Consider the following 22,643-nt stretch of genomic DNA (forward strand, 5'->3'; position numbering starts at 1 on the left):
CCCTCAGGGCAGCGTGAACTTGCGCGCCATGCGGGTCGGCCACAACGAAGTGAACTGCGCGCCGCCCTCCAGCCGGTAGGCGGCCGACACGCTGTGCAGCACCCCCAGCCGTTCCAGCACGTCCTTGGCACGGCGGAAGGCCGGGCGCGGGTCGGCGGTGAACATGAAGAGGTTGATCTCCTTGGCGCTGACGTCGTAACCGTCCAGCTTGGCTGCGCTGCCCAGGGCGGTGCCCAGCTCGGCCTCCAGCGTGGCCAGGAAGGCTTCGTCGTCCAGCGACTTTCGCCAGAACTTGATGATCAGCTGGTAATCCATGCGGCGGGCCCGGGGTTGGCGATGGGGGACTGCCCAGAGTACCCCTGTTCCGACGCCCGGGTATTACTGTCCGAAAACAGCGAGCCCCGGCCCGGCAACCGGCGCAGACTCCGGATTTCCGCCAAGGAGCCACCGCCATGAGCACCCTTCACCCGCGCTTCGAGCAACTGCACCGCTCCCCTGCCCTGTTCGTGCTGCCCAATGTCTGGGACGCCGGTGGCGCCGCCCTCGCCCAGCAGCTGGGTGCCAGCGCGGTGGGTACCACCAGTGCGGCCATGGCGTGGTCATGCGGCTATCCCGACGGCGGCGCCCTGCCCGAGGTGGCCCTGCTGCAGCGCGTTGCGGAAATCGTGCGGGTCACCTCGCTGCCGGTGACCGTGGATATGGAAGATGGCTACAGCGACGATCCGCAGGAGGTCGCACTGCGCGTGGCCAAGCTCGTCGCGCTGGGCGTGGTCGGCATCAACATCGAAGATGGCGCGAACAGCCCTGCGCTGCTCGAAGCGAAACTGCAGGCGATCCGACAGCAGCTGGGCGCACGACCGCTGTTCATCAACGCGCGGACCGATGTCTACCTGCGTGGCATGGCAAAAGGCGAGCAGGCGGTAGCCATGAGTATCGAGCGCCTGCAGGGCTACGCGCGTGCCGGTGCCGACGGCGGCTTCGTCCCCGGCATCGCCGACCTCGGCGAGATGGCGCACATCGCAGCTGGGCAGCCACTGCCACTCAACGTCATGTGGCTGCCGGGCATGGCCGCGCACGATGCATTGGCAACGGCCGGCGTGCGTCGCCTGAGCGCGGGACCGGCGCTTTCCACCCTCGCCTGGAAGGCGATGACCGATGGCATGCAGGCACTGCTCGGCGACACGATATCGCTGCCCACCGATGCACCGGGCTACGCGCAGTTGAATGCGATGTTCGCGGCGTCGATGTAGGTAGAAAGATCGATACAACAATTCCGATACCGACACTGCCACGCGGCGGCGGTCAGACCAAGGTGGCATGCCGGGATCCCGCGCCCTGCAACGACTTCCAAGCACAGCTTGAATGGTTTAGTCAGGTTCGATTGATGTAGTCGATTGCAGTGGCGCACCCCGTGCGTAGGATCGGCGCCCTTCCGCGCCCCTGCGCCTGCCGCGACCTGTTGCCTGTGCCGATGCTGTCCCACTGTTCCGCCGTCCAGCCCCCTTCCGGCACGTCAACGCGCGGGGGAGTGAGCCCGCCTGTGCGACAGCAGCGCCTGCCCGGCCCGCAGCGCGTGCAGAACCGCCCGCAGGCCCCGGCGCCGAACATCGTGCCGCTGATCGGCGTGCCGCATGCGCAACTGGACGCGCTTGCCCAGACGCTGGTTGGGCCGCGGATCGACACCGCGTTGCTGCACGCACTGCTGGACGGCGGGCTGCCCGGCACGCAGTTGGGACAGGTGATGGCGGAGTGGCTGGCGGAAAACTGCATCCTGCCCGCCTGCAGTGCCGCCGAAGCGGCCGCTTGGCGGCGCGTGCTGCTGCTTGCACTGCGGCTGCCTGTCGCGCAGTGGCAGGTGGAGTCCATCACCGAGCGGCCGCACCTGAGCGCGGCCGTCGCCGACACCGATCCGCTGCTGCAGCAGCTTCGCGATGCGCTCTATTGCCCGGCCGACGTTGCTCCCGCCAGCTGGCAGGCGCTGCTGGACGCGCATCGTGCGCATCACGCACAGACCGACCCGCGGCAACTCGCCCTGGAACACCAGCGCACGCAGTACGCCGGCATGACCACCGACGTGCGCCACGCCGCCGTGCACGCGCAGCTGCAGCGTCTGGCGCCGGAGGCCTCGGCGCGCACGCTGCAACAGGCGCTGCGCCGCGTGCGCCAGCAGGAGCAGCGCGAGGGCGGCCTGCTCGAACCGCGCGCCGCGCTGCCTGCGGTGTTCGATGCGCTTGAACCCGCGCAGATCGCCGCCATCCATGCACGGTTGGCCGCGCATCACGGCGGTACGCCCGGCGAACGCCGCACTGCGTCCGGGCACGGCCCGATCCCCCCGATGGCCACGCAGCTGCTGGCGGTTGCCCATCAAGCCAGCGTCGAGGTACCTGCAGCCGCTCGGCCGCTGGGCCGTTACAACAGCGTCGCCCGTGCGTTGGTCAGCCTGTTGAGCGTGCCGGGGCAGTTGCCGCAGTTGCTGGGCACGGGCTTCGGCGTGGCCTATGCGGGTGCGGTGGGTGCGCGCCTGCTGGGTCACACCGCGCGGGCAGCGGATGCGGTTGTCGAGGTCGCGCGGACGCTGGACCTCGATGCAGCCTGGATGCTTCCGTTGCAGACCGTTGCCTGTACACCGGCAGCTGGCGCCGCCACGCCTGCACCGGGCAGCGATGCGCTGCTCGGTCGGCAGCGCCCCGGCACCGCGCTGGCGCAGGTGGGCCAGTGCTGGGAAGAACGGCGCACCGTGCCGGGCCTGCTGCGCGCGCAGGCAGCGGCGATGGGGGCGCTGCTGGCCCGCCAAGGGCGACCTGCTGCTCCCCCGCAGCGGACGCCGCTGCAGGCGATGGCACCCGCCGCAGACGCGCGCTCGGTACATCATCCTGCAGTGCTGCCACAGGCACTGTCCGGTGCACTCACCGATAGGGGCGTGCCTGCGTTCGCCTCGACTGGCACGCCGTCGTTGATCGGCGGCGCAGCCGCACAAGCCATGGTGCCGATGCAGGGTGCGCTGCCACTGGCGGTGCTGGTCCCGCTGATGGACCACATTCCGCCGCGCGACTGGTGGAGCGCGCTGGACTGGCAGGTCCCGCGCACGGCCGCCGGGCTGTACGCCGCCGTGACCGAAGCCTTCGCTGCTGCCGGGCTCGACCTGCAGCAGCGCACGCCGACGCCGGCCGCACTGGCAGCTTTCTTCGATGCCGCTCCTGCGCGCGCGTGGTACGCGGCACTGCAGGATTTCGCCGTGTTGCCCGAAGGCGCCAGGCGCACGCTTGCAGACGGCGACAGCCATGCCGCTCGCGCGTATGCCTTTACCCGCATGCTGGACGTGCTGACCCATGGCCCGCACGACGACGAGGACGCGGCAGAACTGCACGGATTGGCCCGCACCGGCAGCGCTGCCGTCGGCCATCTGCAGGCGCAGGAAGATGTCCCGCTGGCGGCGGCACACGCGTACTTCGATGCACTGGCCTGGCAGACCGATACCGTTGCCGGGCGCCTGGCGGTGCCGATGACCGCGCCCCAGCTGGACGCCCACCAGGGTCGCATGCGCCAGGCGTACGGCATGCCGGTGCCGCATCCTGGGGACCCGGCACAGACCCGGCGCTGGCTGGTCGAGGCCGAGCCCGCGTTGCTGGATGCCACCGGCTTCGAAGTGCTGGATGCCGCCGATGCGCTGCTGGCCGACCTGCTGGTCAGCCTGCGCGGCGCGGTCGATCCGCTGCGGTTCGGCGAAGGCTGGGAGTGGCGCGGCCAAGCACCCACAACGGCCGACTGGCGCGATCATCTTGAACGCCGCGCTGCGATGGCGGGCACGCACTGGGCGACCGAACTGGGCGCGTTGTTCCATCACATTGCCGCGTCGTTGGCGCGCTACGACGACCTGGAACCGGCGCTGCAGTCGGTCATCGACCCGCGCCGCAGCGATATGCGCGTGCTGACCCGGGATCTGATCGCACCGCTGGTACAACTGTATGCCGGCGTGGACATGCCGATGGAACGGGCCGATCCCTGGTACCCCGTGGCGTACTCAACCTGTGCGGCGTTCCTCGCGTGGGTGGGCGACACCCGTTCTTCGCCGGTGCTGGACCTGCTCGAACGCATGGATCTGGGTGGCAACCCGATGCCGCTGCGCCGGCTGCTGCCGCCGATCAGCATCGGTCGGCCTCTGCCTGGTGCGGTGATCCGTCATCTGCTGGGCAGCGAGCGCTTTCCGGAGACGGCAGCAGAGCAGGAGCGCGCCCTGCTCCAGCTGATGCGCGGTGATGAAAGCCGCGAGCTGATCGCCTCGACGCTGGGCATTGGCAGCGAAGCGGTCACGCCGGAGCTTGCACACGGCTTCTTCCGTACCCTGGCGGCATTGCCCGGTGGTGAAACGCTGGGCGACTGGCGAAATCCGTTCGAGCGCGGCTCGACCTGGCACCTGTCACCGGCCGAATGGCTGACGCTGCAACCGGCCAGTGCGCTGGCCGCGCTATGGCGCGCCCCGGACGGCTACGACAGCCGGTGGGGCCTGGTGGACGTGGTGAACCGTGCCAGCGCCTCGCGCGTGGAGACGCGCCAGGCGCAGGGCGTGCCGGTGTTGTGGACGCGGATCATGGAAGGTCCCGCTGCACTCGATGACTGGTGCGGCAGCGATGATGCGCGCCACACAGTCTGGCGCCAATTATTGCGCCCGCTGCCGGGCGGCACCGCGCCTTCGCGACTGGACCATGCCGCACCGCTGACGGCTACCACGTGTGCCGCGTTGCTGTCGGCCTCGGCGCAGGGCCAGCTCGCACTGACTGGCGAACTTACCGGATGGAGCGAGCGCTCGCTTGCCGACGATGGCGCGCCGGTGCTGTCGTTGGCGATCGCGCTGCGTGCGCGTTACCCGGCATTGAGCACCGATGAGGCCATCGCCTTCAGTACCGCGCTGCTGCCGCCAGACGCGCGTACAGCAAACCCGCCGAACGCACCCCTGCAGTTCCCGCTACTGGCGCCGCGCAGCGATCTTCCCGCACCCGTCGATGCCATCGAGCGGGCGCTGCCCGAGTACGCACTACGCGAAACGCAGACGCCCGCATTGGTTCCCTCCGGCCTCGACCCGGGCGAACTGCCGGAACTGGATGCCCTGCTCGACCGCTTCGGGCTTTCACTGCTGCACCCGCGCAGTGAGCGCGACAGCGATGCGGCGCCGCTGGCCGCCGTGGACGCGTGGGCGCTGATGGGCCGCACCCGCCAGTTCGCCGACTTCTGCCGGCCGCTGCTGGCCGAGGCAGGCTGGCACGGCGGAATTGATGGCGAAACGGCGTCTTCGCGCGGCGCGCAGACACTGCTGGCAACGCAGATGCTCGAACGCTATGTGGGGCGTGACCGGATCGACGCCCTGCGTGATCGATTCGCCTCCCCCTCCGTCGTCGATGCGCGCTTTAGCGAGCTCGCCCGCGAACTGCGCGATGCGGTGCTGCAGGCCAATCCCGGCGCATCGCCGGCGGCACTGGAGATCGTGTACTGGATTCTGGCCAGTGAGCTGGACCAGCCTGCGCTGCTGGTCAGCGGCATTCCCGAGTACCTCAGCTACGGAAGCTCCCCGCTGAGCGTGACGCTCCGACATGCAGCGACCCTCTTTGACGCCATGCAGCCCGGTGCGTGCGGTCGAGTCGACTTCGATACGATCACGGCCCTGCCCGCGCAGCTGGGGATGCCGGCGCATGCGCCCGGTGAGCATGACGATCTGTACGACGCGTGGGCGCGAACCGTGGTGCCGGCCGCGGTGGCGTACGCGAGCGCCCATGGTGCGATCAACAACACCACCCCGCTGGACGAGCTCAGCGCCGCACAGATCAGCGAGGCGCTCACGTTTCTGCACACCCGGCAGGGTGAGCACGCCCTGCATGTGGAGCAGCTGGGCAGCCCCGCGCCGCGGCGCATGGATGTCGCCGCGCAGACGCTGCGCGAGGCCGGGGTCGAGCCTGCGCTGTGGGCAAAGCGGCCGGCTGAAATCGGAGACGACTACCTCGCGCAACACGGCATCGTACCGTCACGGTTGATCGGCTTCGAATCCGACCTGCTGGCGTTGGGCAAGCCTGCGGCGGTGGGAGGCAACCCGGTCGACGACGCCCGCGTGCAGCGCCTCGTCACCAACGATGATTCGCTGCAGGCCTTGCTGGTGGCGGACGCCTATGTCTCCACATCCGGCCCCACCAGCGCGGACCGCTATGCCAGCGAGTTCGACGCCTACCAGCGCCGCGTGGAAGCCGGGCTGGCCGGCCTGATCGAGACAGCCCTGGAAGGCCTGCCGGCCGATGACCGGCGGCTGCTCCAGGAGGGCACCTGCAGCACGCTGCGGGTCAGCTGCGATGACCGCCAGGCCGACCAGGGCCTGCTGGTGAGCTGCGACCCACCGGACAGTGACGACGCCACGGTGTATTTCGAAGTGGTACCGCAGCCCGGCATGGCTCGACGCGCGTGGCAAGACCCGGCGCTGGGTCCGCTGATCGATTTCGAAGGGCTGATCAGCGGCGCGGTGCGACGCACCCGCGATGGCAACGATCTCAACCCGCTGTCAGGCCTTACCCTGGCCTCCACCGGCGTGGCGATCCGCGGCAGCGATGCACAGAAGCTGCCGGCCATCGCGAAGATGGCCGCCACGCACCTCTGGCAGCCGGTGCTGGATCGCGTACGGGCCAAAGAACTGGCCCAGCTGACCGGATTGGAGCAGCTGTGGGAGCGCGAGCGCCGCATGCTCAAGCAGCTGGCGGAATTTGTGGTGCCCGGCTTTACCTGTGTCGAACACCTGCGTGACGGCGACCTGTCCGCACGCACCCTGGTGGGATGTGCGCTTGATCTATCGGCGCTCGTGCCCGTCGGCGAGTTCATCAGCACCACGGTACTGATCGTGCGCACCGCCGGCGAACGCAGCATCCGATCCATCGCAGCCGAGGCCGGCGGCGCGGTGCTCAAGCTCGGCGCCGATCTTGTCCGGCAAGGCGGCATCGGCACTATCGAGAACGTTGGCAAGGGCGCGTTGTGGGTGGGCAGTCACGCCTGGACCAGTGCCCTGAAGCGCGCGGGGTGGCTGCGCCGTGCGCTTCGCAGCGGAACCGCGCTGGACGGTTCGGCGCAGGCGATGGAACACGCACTGGCTCAGGGCGCGGCGCCCGCAGCGGCCGTGCGCGAACTGCGCGCCGCCACGCCTTCACTGGCCGAGGCGCGGCTGGCCGATGGTCGCTCAGCGCTGATCATCGCGCAGGGCACGGCGTGGCATCGGTTCGATCTTTTCACCGGGCAGGCCTACGGCCCTCCGCTTGAGGGATTCACGTTCGAGAACGAGCTGCCCACCACGATTCCGGCACGGCGCACCGAACGGGGCCTGCAGGTCTCAGTGGGGGATACGCCGGTGCAATTCCTCGCACACGGCGAGGACGAGTGGGACGTGCTGCTCCATGGCCAGCGCTACAGGCTCAACGCCGAGGGCGACGCACTGGAAGTCCAACCTGGCGCGGAGCCCGGTCACTGGCAGCCGCTGCCGGCGAGCTGCCGCCCGCGCCGTTCGCTGGAGGTGCTGCCGTGTGCGCGGCAGTCGCGACTGCGCTTCGTTCCGGATGCGGCCAGCGACCTGGACGTCGGCGCCCTTCCACCGGAGCGCTTGGACGCCCTCGCCGCCGCTACCCGCGAGTTCACCCTGGACCTGGGCCACGCCTCCCCCGACACCGGTGAAACGCTGCGCCTGATGGTGCACAAGGGTGAGATCTGCACGTGGACCCCATCGGCGAAGGGAGCACCCCCGACGTTGTCCCCGCTGCCGGTTACGCAGCGCGATGCGCTCGGCCTGCCCGCCAGCGTGAGCTATCCCGACACACTGCGCGGCACGCTGGTGGATGTACCCGACTTCGGTCTCGGCGCGGCGCCGCAGGAAGCAGATCTGGCACGCCTGCAGCACACGCTGCCCGTGGTCGACGTCGGCGCGCTGGTGCCCGGCATAAAGGATGCGCGCCGCCTGCGTGCGGTCCGGGTGGAATCGCCGTTCCTGCGCGGATTGTGCATCGAGCCTGATGATGGCGTGTTCTACCAGGCCGCGCTGCCGGATACCCTCGACGCCGGCGCCGAACTGCAGTTCACCCGCCTGCAGAACGAACGCGATGCTGCGGCGATCCATGCGTACCTGCGCACGTCGGAAGGTTACCGGATGAACCTGCTGCGCCCTTACCTGGAACAGGATCGGGAGAACATCGCGCGACTGGCGTACAGCTTCATCCGTCCCGGCCTGAGCGAGGACCAGCTGGCGCAGTTCCCCACCTACGAAGCGTACGTCGACTACTTCGCCGCGCGCGGGCGCCCGGATGTGCTCAAACGCTACGCCGACAGCGTGCTGACCGGCGAGCGCGAACAGCTTGGCTTCGTCCAGATCGCGCGTCGCCGCATCCCGGACTGGAAGGCGATGGGCAGCGCCACGGAGGACGAACGCAAAGAGGTTGCCGACGTCCTCAATGCGCTGCTGCCGGCCACCGGCGGCAAGGGCATCTGGCAGCCCCTGGATGCGACCGCGCTGGCCCTGCCTGATGCCGGCCGGTCGATCCAGGTACACCTCAAGGGCACCAACCTGGCGTTCCTCGAGGTCATCTCCGATGACGGTAAGCGGACCATCCTGTACGCGCTCTCCGGCGGAAAGCGGGGCCGCAACCTCCAGTTGCGGCAAGACGCATCGCTCGGTGACGGCACCCGCTTCGTCGATGCCCGCAAGGCGATGCAGGGGGTAGCCCCCCTGCAGACCATCACCAGCCTCCCGGTGGTGCGCAACCTCGACAATCTCGAAGCGCGCCCGTTCGGCCGCGAGGTGGATTCGGAGCGGCTGATCGCCAGCGCCATGGAGGAACACCCCCGCGCGATCTCGTTCAAGCTGTGGACGCTGCAGGACACCTGCCGCTCCTGCGGCGGAGTGGTGATGCAGCAGCTCCGCAACCGGTTCCCGGATGCCGACCCCTTCTCGGTGCGCTACATGGTGGACTACGGAACCCCCACACGCGTGCCCGAGCCACTGCCCGCCGCTGCGGAGCGGCTGGAGCCCGACGCAGGGCTGGTCACCTACTTCGACCAGTGGCGGCAGGACGCTGGCATGCGATAGCTCCCTGGGCCATGCTGGTACCGGCGGCGCCGCGTCCTGCGGCCTCGCGCCCTGCCCCGCGCCGGAGGCCTGCATGGATTTCCTCAAGCTGCTGCGTTCGCTGGAAGAGTTCCTGTACGAGCTCTGCACCTGGTTCCTGTTCTTCCCGCGCACGCTGTACCGGGTGGTGGTGCATCCCCGGCGGATGGCGCAGTACGTCAATACCGAGCTGAAGGAAAAGCTGGAACGCCAGTTCGACGATGCGATCAGCCCGCCGATGTTCCTGATGCTGGCGGTGCTGGTCGCGCACGGGGTGGAGCTGCTGATGCACCAGACCGTGGTCGGCACCAGCGAGCTGTCGCGCACGGTGATGGGCAACGAGGAAAGCCTGCTGCTGTACCGCTCGATCACCTTTGCGATCTGGCCGCTGGTAGCCACGGTGCACCTGCTGCGCCGCAAGCGGATCCCGATGACCCGCGAATCGCTGCGCCGGCCGTTTTTCATGCAGTGCTACCTGACCGCGCCCTTCGCGGTGGCGTTGTCCACCAGCATGGTGTTCGTGCGCCTGCCCGGGCAGCTGTCCACCAACATCGGCATTGCCACCGCCCTGCTGTCAGGGGCCTGGTTCGTGGTGGTGCAGGCCGGCTGGCTGAAGGTGGCGCTGCAGCGTTCGTGGCTGAATACGATCCTCTCCACCTTGTGGGTACTGGCGCTGGGCGCGGCGATCAACATGACCATCGGGGTGCTGCTGCTGGCCAGCTGAGCCGTTGCGGCCGCTGCCGCCAAGCTGTGCATATCCACGCGCGACCCTTCCATGCGACCCTCTGCAAACGATTTCACGGAATGGAGGGATTCCCATGTTGTCTCGTTTTCGTCGTCCGGCCCTGCTGGCCCTGATCGCGCTGGCGCTGCCGCTCGGCTCCGCCCTGGCCAAGGCCCCCGAGCCGCTGCGGGTGATGTCATTCAATGTCCGCACCCCGGTGGACACCGAACCCAACAAGCGCTGGGAGGACCGTCGCGATGCGATGGTGGCGCTGCTGCGCGAGCAGCACCCGGTGGTGTTCGGCACCCAGGAGCTCAAGACCAACCAGGCTGATTACCTGGTGCAGCACCTGCCCGGCTACCGGTGGTTCGGCGAGCCGCGCGGCCCCGGCGACAATGAAGAGCATATGGGCGTGTTCTACGACAGCGCCGCATTGAAGGTAGTGGAGTCGGGCAACTTCTGGCTGTCCGACACGCCGGAAGTGGCCGGCAGCATCACCTGGGGCAACCTGATGCCGCGCATGGTGACCTGGGCGCTGTTCGAGCGTGCCGCCGATGGCAAGCGTTTCTACCTGTACAACACCCACCTGCCCTACCGCGATGAAGACGAGCCGCGCCGGGTACTGGGCGCCAAGCTGATCAGCCAGCGGCTGGCCGCGCTGCCGAAGGACATTCCCGTGGTGGTCACCGGTGATTTCAACAGCGAGCCGGGCAGCACCACGTATGCGGCGTTCACCACCGGGCTGGCCGATGCCCGCAAGCTGGCACGCAAGGTCGAAGGCCCGCGCCTGACCTTCCAGAATTTCAGCGACACGCCCACGGCCGAGATCGACTGGATCCTGGTGCGCGGCTTTGGCGTGAACCGATTCGCCACGCTGGACCAGAAGCCGGGCGGCGTGGTGCCGTCGGACCACTATCCGGTCCTGGCCGAGCTGGTGTTCCCGGCCGCGTCCACGCGCTGACCCACACCGCGCGGCCAATCGCTGGCCCTGATTCAACCGCGCGGTAACCGGCGCATTCCTTCCAGCGCCCTGCACAGGGCCTGGTGTTGTTCGCGTGCCTGGCAGATGCGGGCGCTGATGGCCAGGAACACCCCGACCCCGACCACGCCGATGCCAAGCAGGCTGTCCGGCAACCGCGCAAAGCCCAGGCTGACGGTCAATGCCGCCACCACCAGCAGGACGATCACGCTCGGTGACAGGCCCGAGGACGTCCACACGCGCTCGTCCTTTGGTCCGTCTCCTGGCGGTCTCCAGCACTTCCGTTGCATCACGCATCTCCCGGGCAGGCGGTGTTTTTAGCACCGCGTCCGGCCGACCCGGCAGAGGCAAAGCCGTCAGCGCGGGGTTCTCCGGTACGCCATTGCGGCGAACCATTACAAAGTGTGCAGGGGGCGACTCTTGCCGCCCCCCGCGTTCCTTCACCGCATCGTGCCGGCCACCGCCGGCGGAGTTGCGTCCTGCTGCTGGCCCCAACCGCCCAGCGCCTTGTACACACCCACCACGCTGACGTTGACGGTCGACTCGGCCGCAGCCAACGCGTCGTCGGCGGCCAACTGGGTACGCTGCGCATCGAGCAGGGTCAGGAAGTCTTCCGACCCTTCGCGATAGCGGATCTGCGCCAGCTGTTCGGCACGCCGTGCGGCCTGGGCCTGCTCGGCGACGATCGCCAGGCGGGCCTGCTGCTTGGCATAGCGGGTCAACGCGTTTTCGGTGTCTTCCAGCGCCAGCAGCACCGCCTTCTCATACTCGGCAGCCGCACCATCGGCCTGGGCCTTGCTGGCCCGCAGGCGCGCCTTCACGGTACCGAAATCGAACGCGGCCCAGCTGATCGACGGGGTCACCGACCACGCCTTGTTGTTGCCGTTGACCAGCCCGCTGGCATCGCCGGACAGGAAGCCGACGAACCCGCTCAGGCTGATCCGCGGGAACAGGTCGGCGGTGGCCACGCCAACCCGCGCGGTGGCGGCGGCCAGGCGACGCTCGGCCACGCGTACATCGGCACGCTGGCGCAGCAGGTCGGTGGTATCGCCGAGCGGCAATGCTTTCGCATACGGCGCGGCATCACGCGGTTCCAGCAGCGTGTCCAGTGCATCCGGGCGCTGGCCCAGCAGCACCGCCAGGCGATGCCGTGACTGCACTTCGGCCACTTCCAGCAGCGGAATGTCGGCCTCGATCGCCTTCAACCGCGCGCGGCTGCTCTGCACGTCCAGCTCGCTGCCCGCGCCCAGGTCCCACCGGGTTTCGGTCAGCTTCTGGGTGTCGCGCAGGTTCACCAGCGTGCGCTTGGCCACTTCGATGCGCTTCTGGGTGCCGCGCAGTTCGAAGTAATTGCGCGCCACTTCAGCCGCCACCGTCACCTGCGCATCGGCCAGGTTGTCCTGCTCGGCGCCCAGGTCCGCACGCGCCGCTTCGGCGGCACGGCGCTGGCGGCCGAACAGGTCCAGCTCCCAGCCGGCATCGAAGCCGAGCTGGTAGGTTTCGCTGAAGACGCGCTCACCACCGGCGGTAAGATCCGGCGCCTTGCGGCGGTCATAGCTGCCGCCGCTGGTCACGTGCGGCAACTGGTCCAGACGCTGTTCGACGAATACCGCACGCGCTTCACGCACGCGGGCCATCGCAATGCGCAGGTCCAGGTTGTCGCCCAGTGCATCGTGCACCAGCTGTTCCAGCACCGGGTCATCGAACTGCGCCCACCAGCTGGCCACCGGCGAGGTGGTGCTGAACACCGGCGCGGCCGCGCCCTGCAGGACCACCGGCTGCGCCGGCGGTGCCTGGTAGTTGGGGCCGACGCTGACGCAGCCGGCCAGCAGCGCGCTGGCAACGGCGGCGGTCAACACACGGATCACCATGGCAGCACCTCACCCAGGTAGGTGAAGCTGCCGTTGGGGCCGTCGGCACCGATCAGTGCCATGCCCACGCTGGAGCGTGCGCCATCGGCGATTTCCAGCTCGCCTTCGCCACTGTTCATATCGGTCTTCACGTAACCGGGGTGCACGGTGTTGACCTTGGTGGTGCTCTCGCGCAGCTCATAGGCCAGCTGCACGGTCCAGGCATTCACCGCGCTCTTGGAGGCGTTGTAGGCCGGCACCGCGAAGCCGTAGATCGGCGAACCCGGCTGGCTGTGCAGGGTCAGCGAACCCAGGATGCTGGACACGTTGACGATGCGGCCGGCCGGCGACTGGTTGAGCAGCGGCAGGAAGGCCTGGGTCACGGCGATCACCGCGAACAGGTTGGTGTCGAAGGTGCTGCGCCAGGTGTCCAGGGTCTGCGCCGAAGGGGCCAGCGCCGGGTTGTCGAGCAGGATGCCGGCGTTGTTGACCAGGATGTCGAGGCGACCATGGCGGTCGCTGATCTCCTGCACGGCGGCGGCGATGCTGGCGGCGTCGACCACGTCGAGCTGGATCGCTTCCACCGGCAGGCCTTCGGCCTGCAGCTTCAGCGCTTCGGCCACGGCGGTGTCGCGCTTGCGACCGGCCAGCAGCGTGTGCACGCCGGCCTGGGCCAGCTGGCGCACGGTTTCCAGGCCGATGCCACGGGTGGCACCGGTGACCAGGGCGATCTTGGAGGTAGCGGTATTCATGCGTGATTCCTTGTAGGGGTCAGGATCAATGGTGGAGAGTGGATTCGCCGTGGGCGACCAGCTTGCCGCCGCCGTTGCGGCTGACGAACTTGCGCAGGGCCACGTAGAACACCGGGGTCAGGAACAGGCCGAACAGGGTCACACCGAGCATGCCGGCGAACACGGTGATACCGGTCACCGAGCGCACCTCCGCACCGGCGCCGTGCGAGAGCACCAGCGGGATGGTGCCGGCGATGAACGCGATGGAGGTCATCACGATCGGGCGCAGACGCAGGCGGCAGGCTTCCAGCGCGGCTTCCACGATCCCCTTGCCGCCCATTTCCAGTTCGCGGGCGAATTCGACGATCAGGATCGCGTTCTTGCACGCCAGGCCCATCAGCACCACCAGGCCGACCTGCACGAACACGTTGTTGTCACCGCCGGTCAACCATACGCCGAACAGGGCCGACAGCAGCGTCATCGGCACGATCAGGATCACCGCCAGCGGCAGCGACCAGCTCTCATACAGCGCGGCCAGCACCAGGAACGCCAGCAGGATCGCCACCGGGAACACGATGAAGGCGGCCTTGCCCTGGGTGGCCTGCTGGTAGCTCAGGTCGGTCCATTCGGTGGTCATGCCGACCGGCAGCACCTTGGCCGCGATTTCGGTCAGGTTGTTCATCGCTTCGGCCGACGACAGCAGGCGCGGGTCGGCTTCACCGGCCAGGTCCGCGGCGGGGTAGCCGTTGAAGCGCAGCACCGGGTCCGGGCCGTAGGTTTCCTTGATGGTCACCATCGAACCGATCGGCACCATCTCGCCACGGTCGTTGCGGGTACGCAGCTTGCCGATGTCTTCCACGCTGTTGCGGAACTGGCCGTCGGCCTGCGCAATCACCTGCCAGGTACGCCCGAACTCGTTGAAGTCGTTGACGTAGGACGAACCCAGGTAGGTCTGCAGGGTGTCGAACAGCTCGGTGAGCTGCACGCCCTGGGCCTTGGCCTTGACCCGGTCCACTTCAGCATCCAGCTGCGGCACGTTGGCCTGGTAGCTGGTGATCGGGAAGGCCATGCCCGGGGTCTGTGCCACCGCACCCTGCATCTGGCTCACCGCCGTCTGCAACGCACCGTAGCCCAGGTTGCCGCGGTCTTCGATGAACATCTGGTAGCCGTTGCCGTTGCCCAGGCCCAGGATCGGCGGCGGCATCATCGCGAAGGCGAAGCCTTCCTGCAGCCCGGCGATCTTCTGGTTGATCTCGGCGTTGATCTGCGCGGCGGTGCGACCATGGCGCTCGTTGAACGGCTTGAGCGGAATGAACGCCACGCCGGTGTTGGGCGTGTTGGTGAACTGCAGCGCGTTCAGGCCCGGGAACGAAATGGTGTGCGCCACGCCCTCGGTTTCCTGGGCGATCTTTGCGACCTTGCGCAGCATTTCATCGGTGCGGGCAATGGACGAGCCTTCCGGCAGCTTCACACCGGCGATCAGGTACAGCTTGTCCTGGGTCGGGATGAAGCCCGGCGGCACCACCTTGAAGATGAAACCGGTGGCGACCAGCAGCACCGCGTACACCACGAACACCGCGCCACGACGACCGAGGATCTTCGACACGCCGCGCTCGTACTTTTCCGAGCTGGACTTGAAGAAGCGGTTGAACGGACGGAACACCCAGCCGAACAGGCGGTCGATGATCCGGGTCGGCGCATCCTTGGCCGCGTCGTGCGGCTTGAGCAGGCGGGCCGCCAGCGCCGGCGACAGGGTCAGCGAGTTGATCGCCGAGATCACCGTGGAGATGGCGATGGTGACGGCGAACTGCTTGTAGAACTGGCCGGTCACACCGGACAGGAACGCCATCGGCACGAACACCGCACACAGCACCAGCGCGATCGCGATGATCGGCCCGGACACTTCCTTCATGGCCTGGTGCGCCGCGGCGAGCGGGGTCAGCCCCTCTTCGATGTTGCGTTCAACATTCTCCACCACCACGATCGCGTCATCGACCACGATGCCGATTGCCAGCACCAGCCCGAACAGGCTCAGCGTGTTGATCGAGAAGCCCAGCACGTAAAGCGCGGCAAACGTACCCACGATGGACACCGGCACGGCGATCAGCGGAATGATCGAGGCACGCCAGGTCTGCAGGAACAGGATCACCACCAGCACCACCAGCGCGATGGCTTCCAGCAGCGTTGAGACCACCGCCTTGATCGAGTCGCGCACGAAGATGGTGGTGTCGTACACCGCTTCGTACTTGACGTCGTCCGGGAAGGTCTTCTGCATCTCGTCCATCGTGCCGATCACCGCATCGCGGATTTCCAGCGCGTTGGCACCCGGGGCCTGGAAGATACCGATGCCTACCGCGTTCTTGCCATCCAGCTGCGAACGCAGGGTGTAATCGCCGGCGCCCAGTTCCACACGGGCCACATCGGACAGGCGCACCACTTCACCATCGACACCGGCCTTGAGCACGATGTCGCCGAACTCCTGTTCGCTGCGCAGGCGGCCCTGGGCGTTGATCAGGGTCAGGAACTGGCTGTTGGGCATCGGCTCGGCGCCGAGCTGGCCGGCCGAGACCTGCACGTTCTGCTCGCGCATGGCGCGCACCACGTCGCTGGCGGTCAGGCCGCGCGCGGCGACCTTGTCCGGGTCCAGCCAGGCACGCATGGCGTAATCGCCGCCACCGAAGATCTGCGCATCACCCACGCCCTGGATGCGCGCCAGCGCGTCCTTGACATGCAGGCGGGCGTAGTTGCGCAGGTACAGGGTGTCGTACTTGCCCTTCGGCGAGGTCAGGTGCACCACCATCAGGAAGGTGGGCGACTGCTTCTGGGTGGTCACACCCTGCCGCCGCACATCTTCCGGCAGGCGCGCCTGCGCCTGGGCGACGCGGTTCTGCACCTTCACCGCCGCATCGTCCGGGTCGGTGCCCGGGCGGAAGGTGATGGTCATCTGCAGCACGCCGTCCGAACCGGCCACCGACTTGAGGTACATCATGCCCTCAACGCCGTTGATCGCCTCTTCCAGCGGGGTGGCCACGGTTTCGGCGATCACCTTCGGGTTCGCACCCGGGTACACGGTGCGCACCACCACCGACGGCGGCACCACTTCGGGGTACTCGCCGATCGGCAGCATGGGTATGGAGATCAGGCCGGCGGCGAAGATCACGATCGACAGCACCGCCGCGAAAATCGGCCTGTCGATGAAGAAACGGGAAAAGTCCATTAGGGGATTCCTGGGTTTTCACCAACGCCGGCGTGCAGCACCCCTGCCGCTGTCGAAGACGACAGCGGGAGCGGTGCCCCACGGGGCGTTGAAAGACACGGTAGAGCCGACCGTTGGCCGGCTGCTCTTTAGTTCAATGCAACAGGTGCAGCCGCCGCAGCCGGCTGCATCGCAACCGCCTTGGCCTGAACCGGCATCCCCGGCATGAACACCTTCTGCACGCCATCGATGATCACCCGGTCGCCGGCCGCCAGCCCCTGCTGCACGATGCGCAGGCCTTCGGCGGTACGGCCCAGCTGGATGTCGCGGCGCTGCGCCTTGCCTTCCTTGTCGACCACGTACACGTACTTGCGGTCCTGGTCGGTGAGCACGGCCTTGTCATCGATCAGCATGGCCTGGAACTCGCCGCTGCCCAGCAGCTGCACGCGGGCGAACAGGCCCGGGGTGAAGGCACGGTCGGCGTTGTCCAGCAGCGCACGCACGCGGATGGTGCCGGTGCTGCGGGTGACCTGGTTGTCCAGGAAGTCGACCTTGCCCGCATGCGGGAAGCCTTCTTCACCGGACAGGCCGACCTTCACCGGCAGCTCGCTGTCGCGCTCGCTCGGGCGCTCGCCCTTGCGTGCCATCTGCGCGTACCGCAGGAAGGTGCCCTCGTCGGCATCGAAGTACACGAACACCGTGTCCAGCGAGACCAGCGTGGTCAGCACGCTGGCGCTGTCCCCGGCGGTGACCAGGTTGCCGGCGGTGACCATCGCGCGGCCGGCACGGCCGTCGATCGGCGCACGCACCTTGGTGAATTCCAGGTTCAGGGCCGCCGCATCCAACGCCGCCTGCGCGGCCTGCACGTTGGCACCGGCCTGGTCGGCGGCGGCACGGCGCTGCTCCCAGGATTCGGTGGAGATGGCCTGCTGCTCGGACAGCTTCTTGGCGCGCTCGGACTCGCTGCGGGCGACGGTGGCCTGGGTGCGCGCGCGGGTGAGTTCGGCACGGGCGCGGTCGTACTCGGCCTGGTAGCTGCGCGCGTCGATGGTGAAGAGCACATCGCCCTTCTTCACTTCATCGCCTTCGACGTAGTTGACCTTGTCGATGTAGCCGGACACGCGCGGGCGCAGTTCGACGCTCTGCACCGCCTCGACGCGGCCGCTGAAGTCGTCCCACTGGCTGACCGGCTTGACCAGCACCGGCGCGGCGCTGACCTGCGGCGGCGGCGGGCCGGCGGTTTCGGCCTGGCTGCCGCTGCATGCGGTCAGCACGGCGGCCGCCAGGATCGATACGCCGGCCATGGCCAGCCGTCGGGAGAAGCGATGCGGAGTGGAATTGGAGGAAGTCATGGAATGCATCCGTACGTAGGGGTGGTCAAAGAAAAACAAAATCGCGTTGTAGTGCTTGGGGCCGGCAGCTTGGGACCTGAACCTAGGTAAAGGTCAAGCGACACCTGCGATGTCGCGCCAGGCGGGAGGCCGGTCCAGTTGCAGCAGTCCACGCGGAAGTTCCGCATCGCGGGTGTCGCAGCGCACGATGGCGCGGTTGTCGACGCAGTTGTCGAGCAGGGAAACCACGCGGCGGCCGACCAGCAGCGCGCTCGGCCATTCGATGCACGCGTTGGCGGCGTTGGTCGGCGTGCACACCGGGTTGCACACTTCCAGCATCTGCGCGCGCACGCCCAGCGCCTGTGCTTCCTGGTGCAGCACCTGCGCATACATGCGCGTGGCGGCGCCGGTGATGGAGCTTTCGCCATAGCCGGCCCACGGCTTGAAGCCAGCCGGGCTGCCGACCAGCACGTAACGGCGCGGGTGGCCTTCGCTCTGCAGCAGCGGCAGCAGGCGGCGCCCGGCGTGCACGTGCGGCATCATGTCGGCCTGCAGCGCCTGCAGCAGCGCATCGCCGCTGCGGTCGATGACCCGGCCGCGGTTGTAGGGGCCGCCCATTGCATCGATGACCGCGGCCAGCGTGCGCGGCCGCTGCGCGATGCGCTCGGCCAGCGCCTGCGCCGAACCATCGTCGGCGAGCGAGCCCAACAGCGTTTCCAGCCCCGGCTCATCGGCGAACTGCTCGCGCAGCGCCTCAAGCCGGCCCGGGTCGCGGCCGACCACCAGGACCGGGCTGCCGGCCTCCAGCAGCGCAGCCACGATGCCCTGCCCGACGCTGCCGGTGCCGCCAAGCACCAGCACTTCGGGGGCCAGTGTCCCGTTCATGGGACTTTAACTCCCGTCGCCGGGATAATCCCAATTCGACCCAGTCGGCCGCCGTTGCGGGCACCCAGGCGCAGGCTGCCGCCGCGCTGCAGGTTGGCGGGCGGGGTGAACTCGCGGAAAGCCTTGCCGGAGAAGGCCGAGGGGCGCTTTTCAACGGTCAGGGCCAGCTCCAGCGAGGGCGTGCGGCCGCCGATGACGCGGCCTAGAATGTTCTGCAACCACATGGTTGGCGTCCTCCAATTCGGGAATGGCGCCAGATTAGTCCTCGAACTCCCCCTTGATTAGTCCGAATTAAGGGGAATAATCGTCCCGTACCCGGCACAATCTTTCGGGCACCCTACCCATCCCCCGATATGGACTCCGTCATGGCCCACGATCTCAACGACACGCTGATCTTCGTCAAGGTGGTCGAGCAAGGCAGCTTCATTGCCGCTGCCAATGCGCTCGGCCTGCCCAAGACCACCGTCAGCCGCAAGGTGCAGGAACTGGAAACGCGGCTGGGCGCACGCCTGCTGCACCGGACCACGCGCCGGCTGGGCCTGACCGAGGCCGGCTCGGTGTACCACGAGCACTGCCAGCGCATCGCGCGCGAGCTGGAAGAAGCCGAAGGCGCGGTCAACCAGCTGCAGTCCGGCCCACGCGGCTGGCTGCGCTTCACCGTGCCCTATTCGATCGGCATCACTTGGATCGCACCGCTGCTGGGGCAGTTCCACGCCCAGTACCCGGAGATCCAGCTGGACATGCACCTGGGCAACGAAAAGCTGGACCTGATCGCGGGCGAAGCGGACCTCGCGCTGCGCGTGGGCGCCCTGCCCGATTCCAACCTGGTGGCGCGCAAGCTGGGCAGCCTGCGCACGCAGGTGTTCGCCAGCCCGGCCTACATCGAACGCTACGGCGAGCCGCTGCACCCGGACGAACTGCAGTTCCACCGCATCCTGGCGATGCGCAAGGCACGCAACCTCAACAACAACCGGTTCTTCTGGCAGCTGGGCGAGAACGGCGGCGACCTGCGCGATTTCCCGGTCAATCCGCTGCTGGTGGCCAACGATCCGTCGGCGTTGAACGGTGCGCTGGTCTGCGGCGAGGGACTGCTGCTCACCGGCGATGTGATGGCCAAGCCGTTCATCGAATCAGGCATGGTGCGCCGCGTGCTGGCGGGCTGGACCGGCCCGGAAGTGGATTTCAACGCGGTGTTCGCCGGCGGCCGGCTGGTGTCGCCGAAGGTGCGCGCGTTCGTGGATTTCCTGGTCGAAAAGCTCAACTTCGACGCCAACTACATGCTGGCGCAGTGCCCGGCGGCGAAGTTGGCCAAGCAGCAGCAGAAGGAAGCCGAAGCGGAGCTGCAGGAGACCGGGAAGCGGATCCTGGAGACGGTGACGGCCGGTTGATCCAACCCGTCCGCGCAATGAAAAATGCCGCCTTTCCAGGCGGCATTTTTATATCGCGAAAGTGCGCGGCGCTACCGTTATTGGGTAAGCGGGATCACGCGGATCTCAACGCGGCGGTTCTTGGCGCGGCCGGCATCGGTGCTGTTGTCGGCGATGGGATAGGCCTTGCCGGCACCCAGCGTCTCCATGCGCACGCGATCCACACCCTGCCCGGCCAGGTAGGCAGCCACCGAATCGGCGCGCTCCTTGGACAGCTTGTTGTTCACCGCATCGCTGCCGATGCTGTCGGTGTGGCCGACCACTTCGATCATGGTCTGGTTGTATTCGGTAAGCGTAGCGGCCACGCCGTTGAGCGCACCGTAGAACTGCGGCTTCAGCGCGGACTTGCCGAAGTCGAAGGTCACGCCATCGGGCAGGCTCAGCACGATGTTGTCGCCCTGGCGCTGCACGTCGATGCCGGTGTTGGCGGTACGCTCGCGCAGCTGCCGTTCCTGCTTGTTCTGATACGCACCCACGCCGGCGCCGGCCAGTGCACCGATACCCGCACCCACCATCGCGTGCTGGCGACGCTCGGTCGCGCTGTCACCGGTCAGCAGGCCGGCGGCCACGCCGATGGCGGTACCGATCAGCGCATTGCGGCCGGTGCGGCTCTGCTGCTCGGTCGGGTTGCCGTACTGGTCACTCTGCACGTAGGAGCCACCGGTGGCGCAGGCCGACAGGGCGGCAGCGGTCATCAGGGCCAGGGCCACGTTGCGGGGTGCGGATCGAATCATGGTGTTCTCCTTGGATGCCGTCTGGCGGCGTGCGGACGGCCAGAAGGATAAACACGCAGATGCGATGCCGGCATGATGAACACGCACGGATTCGGCATTTCGTTCAGGTTTCGGGCATCAGCCCGTGTGTCGATACGCGGCCAACGCCGCCTCGCGGCCGGCCGCCAGATCCACCAGCGGCACCGCCGGATAGCCCGGTGCCAGCTCGGCCAGCAACGACGGCGACTGCCACGGTGCGAAGCGCGCCTTCACCGGCAGCGGCGCCAGTTCGGGCACCCAGCGGGTGATGTAACGCGCATGCGGATCGAACTTCTGCGACTGCGTGACCGGGTTGAAGATGCGGAAATACGGCGCCGCATCCGCACCGGTACCGGCGACCCACTGCCAGCCCATGGTGTTGTTGGCCAGGTCCGCATCCACCAGCGTGTCCCAGAACCAGCGGGCGCCGTGCAGCCAGTGCTGGCGCATGTGCTTGCACAGGAAGCTGGCCACGATCATCCGCACGCGGTTGTGCATGTAGCCGGTGGCCCACAGCTCGCGCAGGCCGGCGTCGACGATCGGCACGCCGGTCCGGCCCTGCTGCCAGGCCTGCATCTGTGTCGCATTTGGCTCGGCCCAGCGGAAGTTCGCGAAACGCGGGTTGAGGTTCTGTTCCGGGGTCTGCGGGAAGTGGTGCAGCAGGTGGTAGGAGAACTCACGCCAGCCCAGCTCGCGGATGTAGCCATCGACATCGGCATCGCGGCTGGCGCTGCGCTCTGCTTCCAGCCGTCGCACGATCTGCCACGGCGACACTTCGCCGAAGTGCAGGTGCGGCGACAGCAGCGACGTGCCTACCCGGTCAGGCAGGTCGCGCTGCTGGCGGTAACCATTCAATGCACCGTCAATGAACACCGACAGCGCTTCCTGCGCGCCAGCTTCGCCGGGCTGCCAGTGCTCCCAGAATTGCTTGTCCCAGTCCAGCGTCGGCGCCAGTCCCAAGGTGTCCAGTGCCACGCCTGTCGCAGCGTGCGCCGGCAGGGTCTGCGGCAGCCGGGCGGCCGCCGGAATGTTCATGCGGGTCAGCGCGTTGCGCCAGAACGGGGTGAATACCTTGTACGGCCCGCCCTGCAGCGTGGCGATGTCCCATGGCTCGAACATCAGGCTGCCGTTGCAGCTGTTTGCATCGATGCCCTGCCCGCGCAGCTCGCGCTTGATCCGGGCGTCGCGCGGTTGCGTGGCCGGTTCGTACTTGCGGTTCCAGTACACCGCCTCGGCGCCGGTTTCTTCGATCAACGCCTGCAGCTGCGCCTGGCTGTCACCTTGGCGCAGCACCAGCGCCGACCCGCGCGCACCCAACTCCGCATCCAGCGCGGCCAACGAGCGGTGCAGCCACGCGTTCGACGCACCGCCCGGCGCCCATGCGCCCTCCTCGTCCGGCGCGTGGATGTAGACCGGCACCGGGATATGCCCCGCCTCCAGCGCGGCCTGCAGCGCCGGGTTGTCCTGAAGACGCAGATCACGGCGGAACCAGACCAGAGCTACCGACACAAGCACCGCCTACGCTGAAAGAGAGCCACATGATAGCGATGCCGGGTGAAGGTGCTGCACGCGGCCTTCGCATCATCGCAATGTCCCCTGCACTACTCCTGCACGGGTCAAGCGGGAAGGTGGCTGTGCCCAGCCCCCTCATTC

The 22,643-nt window shown here is 68.0% G+C and carries 15 protein-coding genes; 5 read left to right on the top strand and 10 right to left on the bottom strand.

Annotation, left to right across the window (positions count from 1 at the left end; all coding sequences use genetic code 11):
- Positions 1 to 3: 3 nt before the first annotated feature.
- Positions 4 to 315 (bottom strand): hypothetical protein, encoded by a 312-nt coding sequence (locus QMX79_RS05320; RefSeq protein WP_095364192.1) that lies wholly within the window; start codon positions 313 to 315, stop codon positions 4 to 6.
- A gap of 137 nt (positions 316 to 452) precedes the next feature.
- On the opposite strand from QMX79_RS05320, the gene QMX79_RS05325 reads away from it, so the two are divergent.
- The 4 genes from QMX79_RS05325 to QMX79_RS05340 all read left to right on the top strand — a co-directional run bounded on the left by QMX79_RS05325 (position 453) and on the right by QMX79_RS05340 (position 10,800).
- Positions 453 to 1,250 (top strand): isocitrate lyase/phosphoenolpyruvate mutase family protein, encoded by a 798-nt coding sequence (locus QMX79_RS05325; protein WP_282245116.1) that lies wholly within the window; start codon positions 453 to 455, stop codon positions 1,248 to 1,250.
- Between the two features lie 278 nt (positions 1,251 to 1,528).
- Positions 1,529 to 9,097, top strand: coding sequence for a deaminase domain-containing protein (locus QMX79_RS05330; protein ID WP_282245118.1), 7,569 nt, complete (start codon positions 1,529 to 1,531; stop codon positions 9,095 to 9,097).
- Positions 9,098 to 9,170: 73 nt separating this feature from the next.
- Complete coding sequence (locus tag QMX79_RS05335; RefSeq protein ID WP_282245121.1) at positions 9,171 to 9,839, top strand: hypothetical protein; 669 nt, start codon at positions 9,171 to 9,173, stop codon at positions 9,837 to 9,839.
- A gap of 94 nt (positions 9,840 to 9,933) precedes the next feature.
- Positions 9,934 to 10,800, top strand: a complete 867-nt coding sequence (locus tag QMX79_RS05340) for an endonuclease/exonuclease/phosphatase family protein (RefSeq protein ID WP_282245123.1) — start codon at positions 9,934 to 9,936, stop codon at positions 10,798 to 10,800.
- A gap of 32 nt (positions 10,801 to 10,832) precedes the next feature.
- Here QMX79_RS05340 and QMX79_RS05345 read toward each other — a convergent pair whose 3' ends face one another.
- The 7 genes from QMX79_RS05345 to QMX79_RS05375 all read right to left on the bottom strand — a co-directional run bounded on the left by QMX79_RS05345 (position 10,833) and on the right by QMX79_RS05375 (position 19,035).
- A complete protein-coding gene (locus QMX79_RS05345) occupies positions 10,833 to 11,057 on the bottom strand; it encodes a hypothetical protein (protein WP_282245125.1) in 225 nt (74 codons plus the stop codon).
- A 201-nt stretch (positions 11,058 to 11,258) separates the two neighbouring features.
- A complete protein-coding gene (locus QMX79_RS05350) occupies positions 11,259 to 12,689 on the bottom strand; it encodes an efflux transporter outer membrane subunit (RefSeq protein ID WP_282245127.1) in 1,431 nt (476 codons plus the stop codon).
- Complete coding sequence (locus tag QMX79_RS05355; protein ID WP_282245129.1) at positions 12,683 to 13,420, bottom strand: SDR family oxidoreductase; 738 nt, start codon at positions 13,418 to 13,420, stop codon at positions 12,683 to 12,685. Before QMX79_RS05355 ends, QMX79_RS05350 begins: the two co-directional genes overlap by 7 nt.
- 25 nt (positions 13,421 to 13,445) lie before the next feature.
- On the bottom strand, positions 13,446 to 16,616 hold the full coding sequence (locus QMX79_RS05360) for a multidrug efflux RND transporter permease subunit (protein ID WP_282245131.1): 3,171 nt from the start codon (positions 16,614 to 16,616) through the stop codon (positions 13,446 to 13,448).
- 128 nt (positions 16,617 to 16,744) lie between these two features.
- Positions 16,745 to 17,947: an efflux RND transporter periplasmic adaptor subunit gene (locus QMX79_RS05365; RefSeq protein WP_282245133.1), complete on the bottom strand. Its 1,203-nt coding sequence runs from the start codon at positions 17,945 to 17,947 to the stop codon at positions 16,745 to 16,747.
- 93 nt (positions 17,948 to 18,040) lie between these two features.
- Complete coding sequence (locus tag QMX79_RS05370) at positions 18,041 to 18,811, bottom strand: SDR family NAD(P)-dependent oxidoreductase (protein ID WP_282245136.1); 771 nt, start codon at positions 18,809 to 18,811, stop codon at positions 18,041 to 18,043.
- Positions 18,808 to 19,035, bottom strand: coding sequence for a hypothetical protein (locus QMX79_RS05375; protein WP_282245137.1), 228 nt, complete (start codon positions 19,033 to 19,035; stop codon positions 18,808 to 18,810). Before QMX79_RS05375 ends, QMX79_RS05370 begins: the two co-directional genes overlap by 4 nt.
- Before the next feature lie 141 nt (positions 19,036 to 19,176).
- Here QMX79_RS05375 and QMX79_RS05380 point away from each other — a divergent pair, with 141 nt between their 5' ends.
- The gene (locus tag QMX79_RS05380; RefSeq protein WP_282245138.1) at positions 19,177 to 20,199 is read left to right on the top strand and encodes a LysR family transcriptional regulator; all 1,023 of its coding nucleotides are present in this window, start codon (positions 19,177 to 19,179) and stop codon (positions 20,197 to 20,199) included.
- A 77-nt stretch (positions 20,200 to 20,276) separates the two neighbouring features.
- Here the strand turns inward: QMX79_RS05380 and QMX79_RS05385 are convergent, their stop codons facing one another.
- Positions 20,277 to 20,972: an OmpA family protein gene (locus QMX79_RS05385; RefSeq protein ID WP_282245139.1), complete on the bottom strand. Its 696-nt coding sequence runs from the start codon at positions 20,970 to 20,972 to the stop codon at positions 20,277 to 20,279.
- 117 nt (positions 20,973 to 21,089) lie between these two features.
- Positions 21,090 to 22,499, bottom strand: a complete 1,410-nt coding sequence (locus tag QMX79_RS05390) for a deoxyribodipyrimidine photo-lyase (RefSeq protein ID WP_282245141.1) — start codon at positions 22,497 to 22,499, stop codon at positions 21,090 to 21,092.
- Positions 22,500 to 22,643 lie beyond the last annotated feature (144 nt).

The sequence above is a fragment of the Stenotrophomonas sp. PS02300 genome (genome assembly GCF_029959395.1).
Classification (GTDB): Bacteria; Pseudomonadota; Gammaproteobacteria; order Xanthomonadales; family Xanthomonadaceae; genus Stenotrophomonas; species Stenotrophomonas maltophilia_AD.

What these genes read in the sequence shown, in the direction of transcription:
- QMX79_RS05320 (WP_095364192.1), bottom strand. Translation starts at nt 315, where the DNA reads ATGGATTACCAGCTGATCATCAAGTTCTGGCGAAAGTCGCTGGACGAC.
- QMX79_RS05325 (WP_282245116.1), top strand. Translation starts at nt 453, where the DNA reads ATGAGCACCCTTCACCCGCGCTTCGAGCAACTGCACCGCTCCCCTGCC.
- QMX79_RS05335 (WP_282245121.1), top strand. Translation starts at nt 9,171, where the DNA reads ATGGATTTCCTCAAGCTGCTGCGTTCGCTGGAAGAGTTCCTGTACGAG.
- QMX79_RS05340 (WP_282245123.1), top strand. Translation starts at nt 9,934, where the DNA reads ATGTTGTCTCGTTTTCGTCGTCCGGCCCTGCTGGCCCTGATCGCGCTG.
- QMX79_RS05350 (WP_282245127.1), bottom strand. Translation starts at nt 12,689, where the DNA reads ATGGTGATCCGTGTGTTGACCGCCGCCGTTGCCAGCGCGCTGCTGGCC.
- QMX79_RS05355 (WP_282245129.1), bottom strand. Translation starts at nt 13,420, where the DNA reads ATGAATACCGCTACCTCCAAGATCGCCCTGGTCACCGGTGCCACCCGT.
- QMX79_RS05360 (WP_282245131.1), bottom strand. Translation starts at nt 16,616, where the DNA reads ATGGACTTTTCCCGTTTCTTCATCGACAGGCCGATTTTCGCGGCGGTG.
- QMX79_RS05365 (WP_282245133.1), bottom strand. Translation starts at nt 17,947, where the DNA reads ATGACTTCCTCCAATTCCACTCCGCATCGCTTCTCCCGACGGCTGGCC.
- QMX79_RS05370 (WP_282245136.1), bottom strand. Translation starts at nt 18,811, where the DNA reads ATGAACGGGACACTGGCCCCCGAAGTGCTGGTGCTTGGCGGCACCGGC.
- QMX79_RS05375 (WP_282245137.1), bottom strand. Translation starts at nt 19,035, where the DNA reads ATGTGGTTGCAGAACATTCTAGGCCGCGTCATCGGCGGCCGCACGCCC.
- QMX79_RS05380 (WP_282245138.1), top strand. Translation starts at nt 19,177, where the DNA reads ATGGCCCACGATCTCAACGACACGCTGATCTTCGTCAAGGTGGTCGAG.
- QMX79_RS05385 (WP_282245139.1), bottom strand. Translation starts at nt 20,972, where the DNA reads ATGATTCGATCCGCACCCCGCAACGTGGCCCTGGCCCTGATGACCGCT.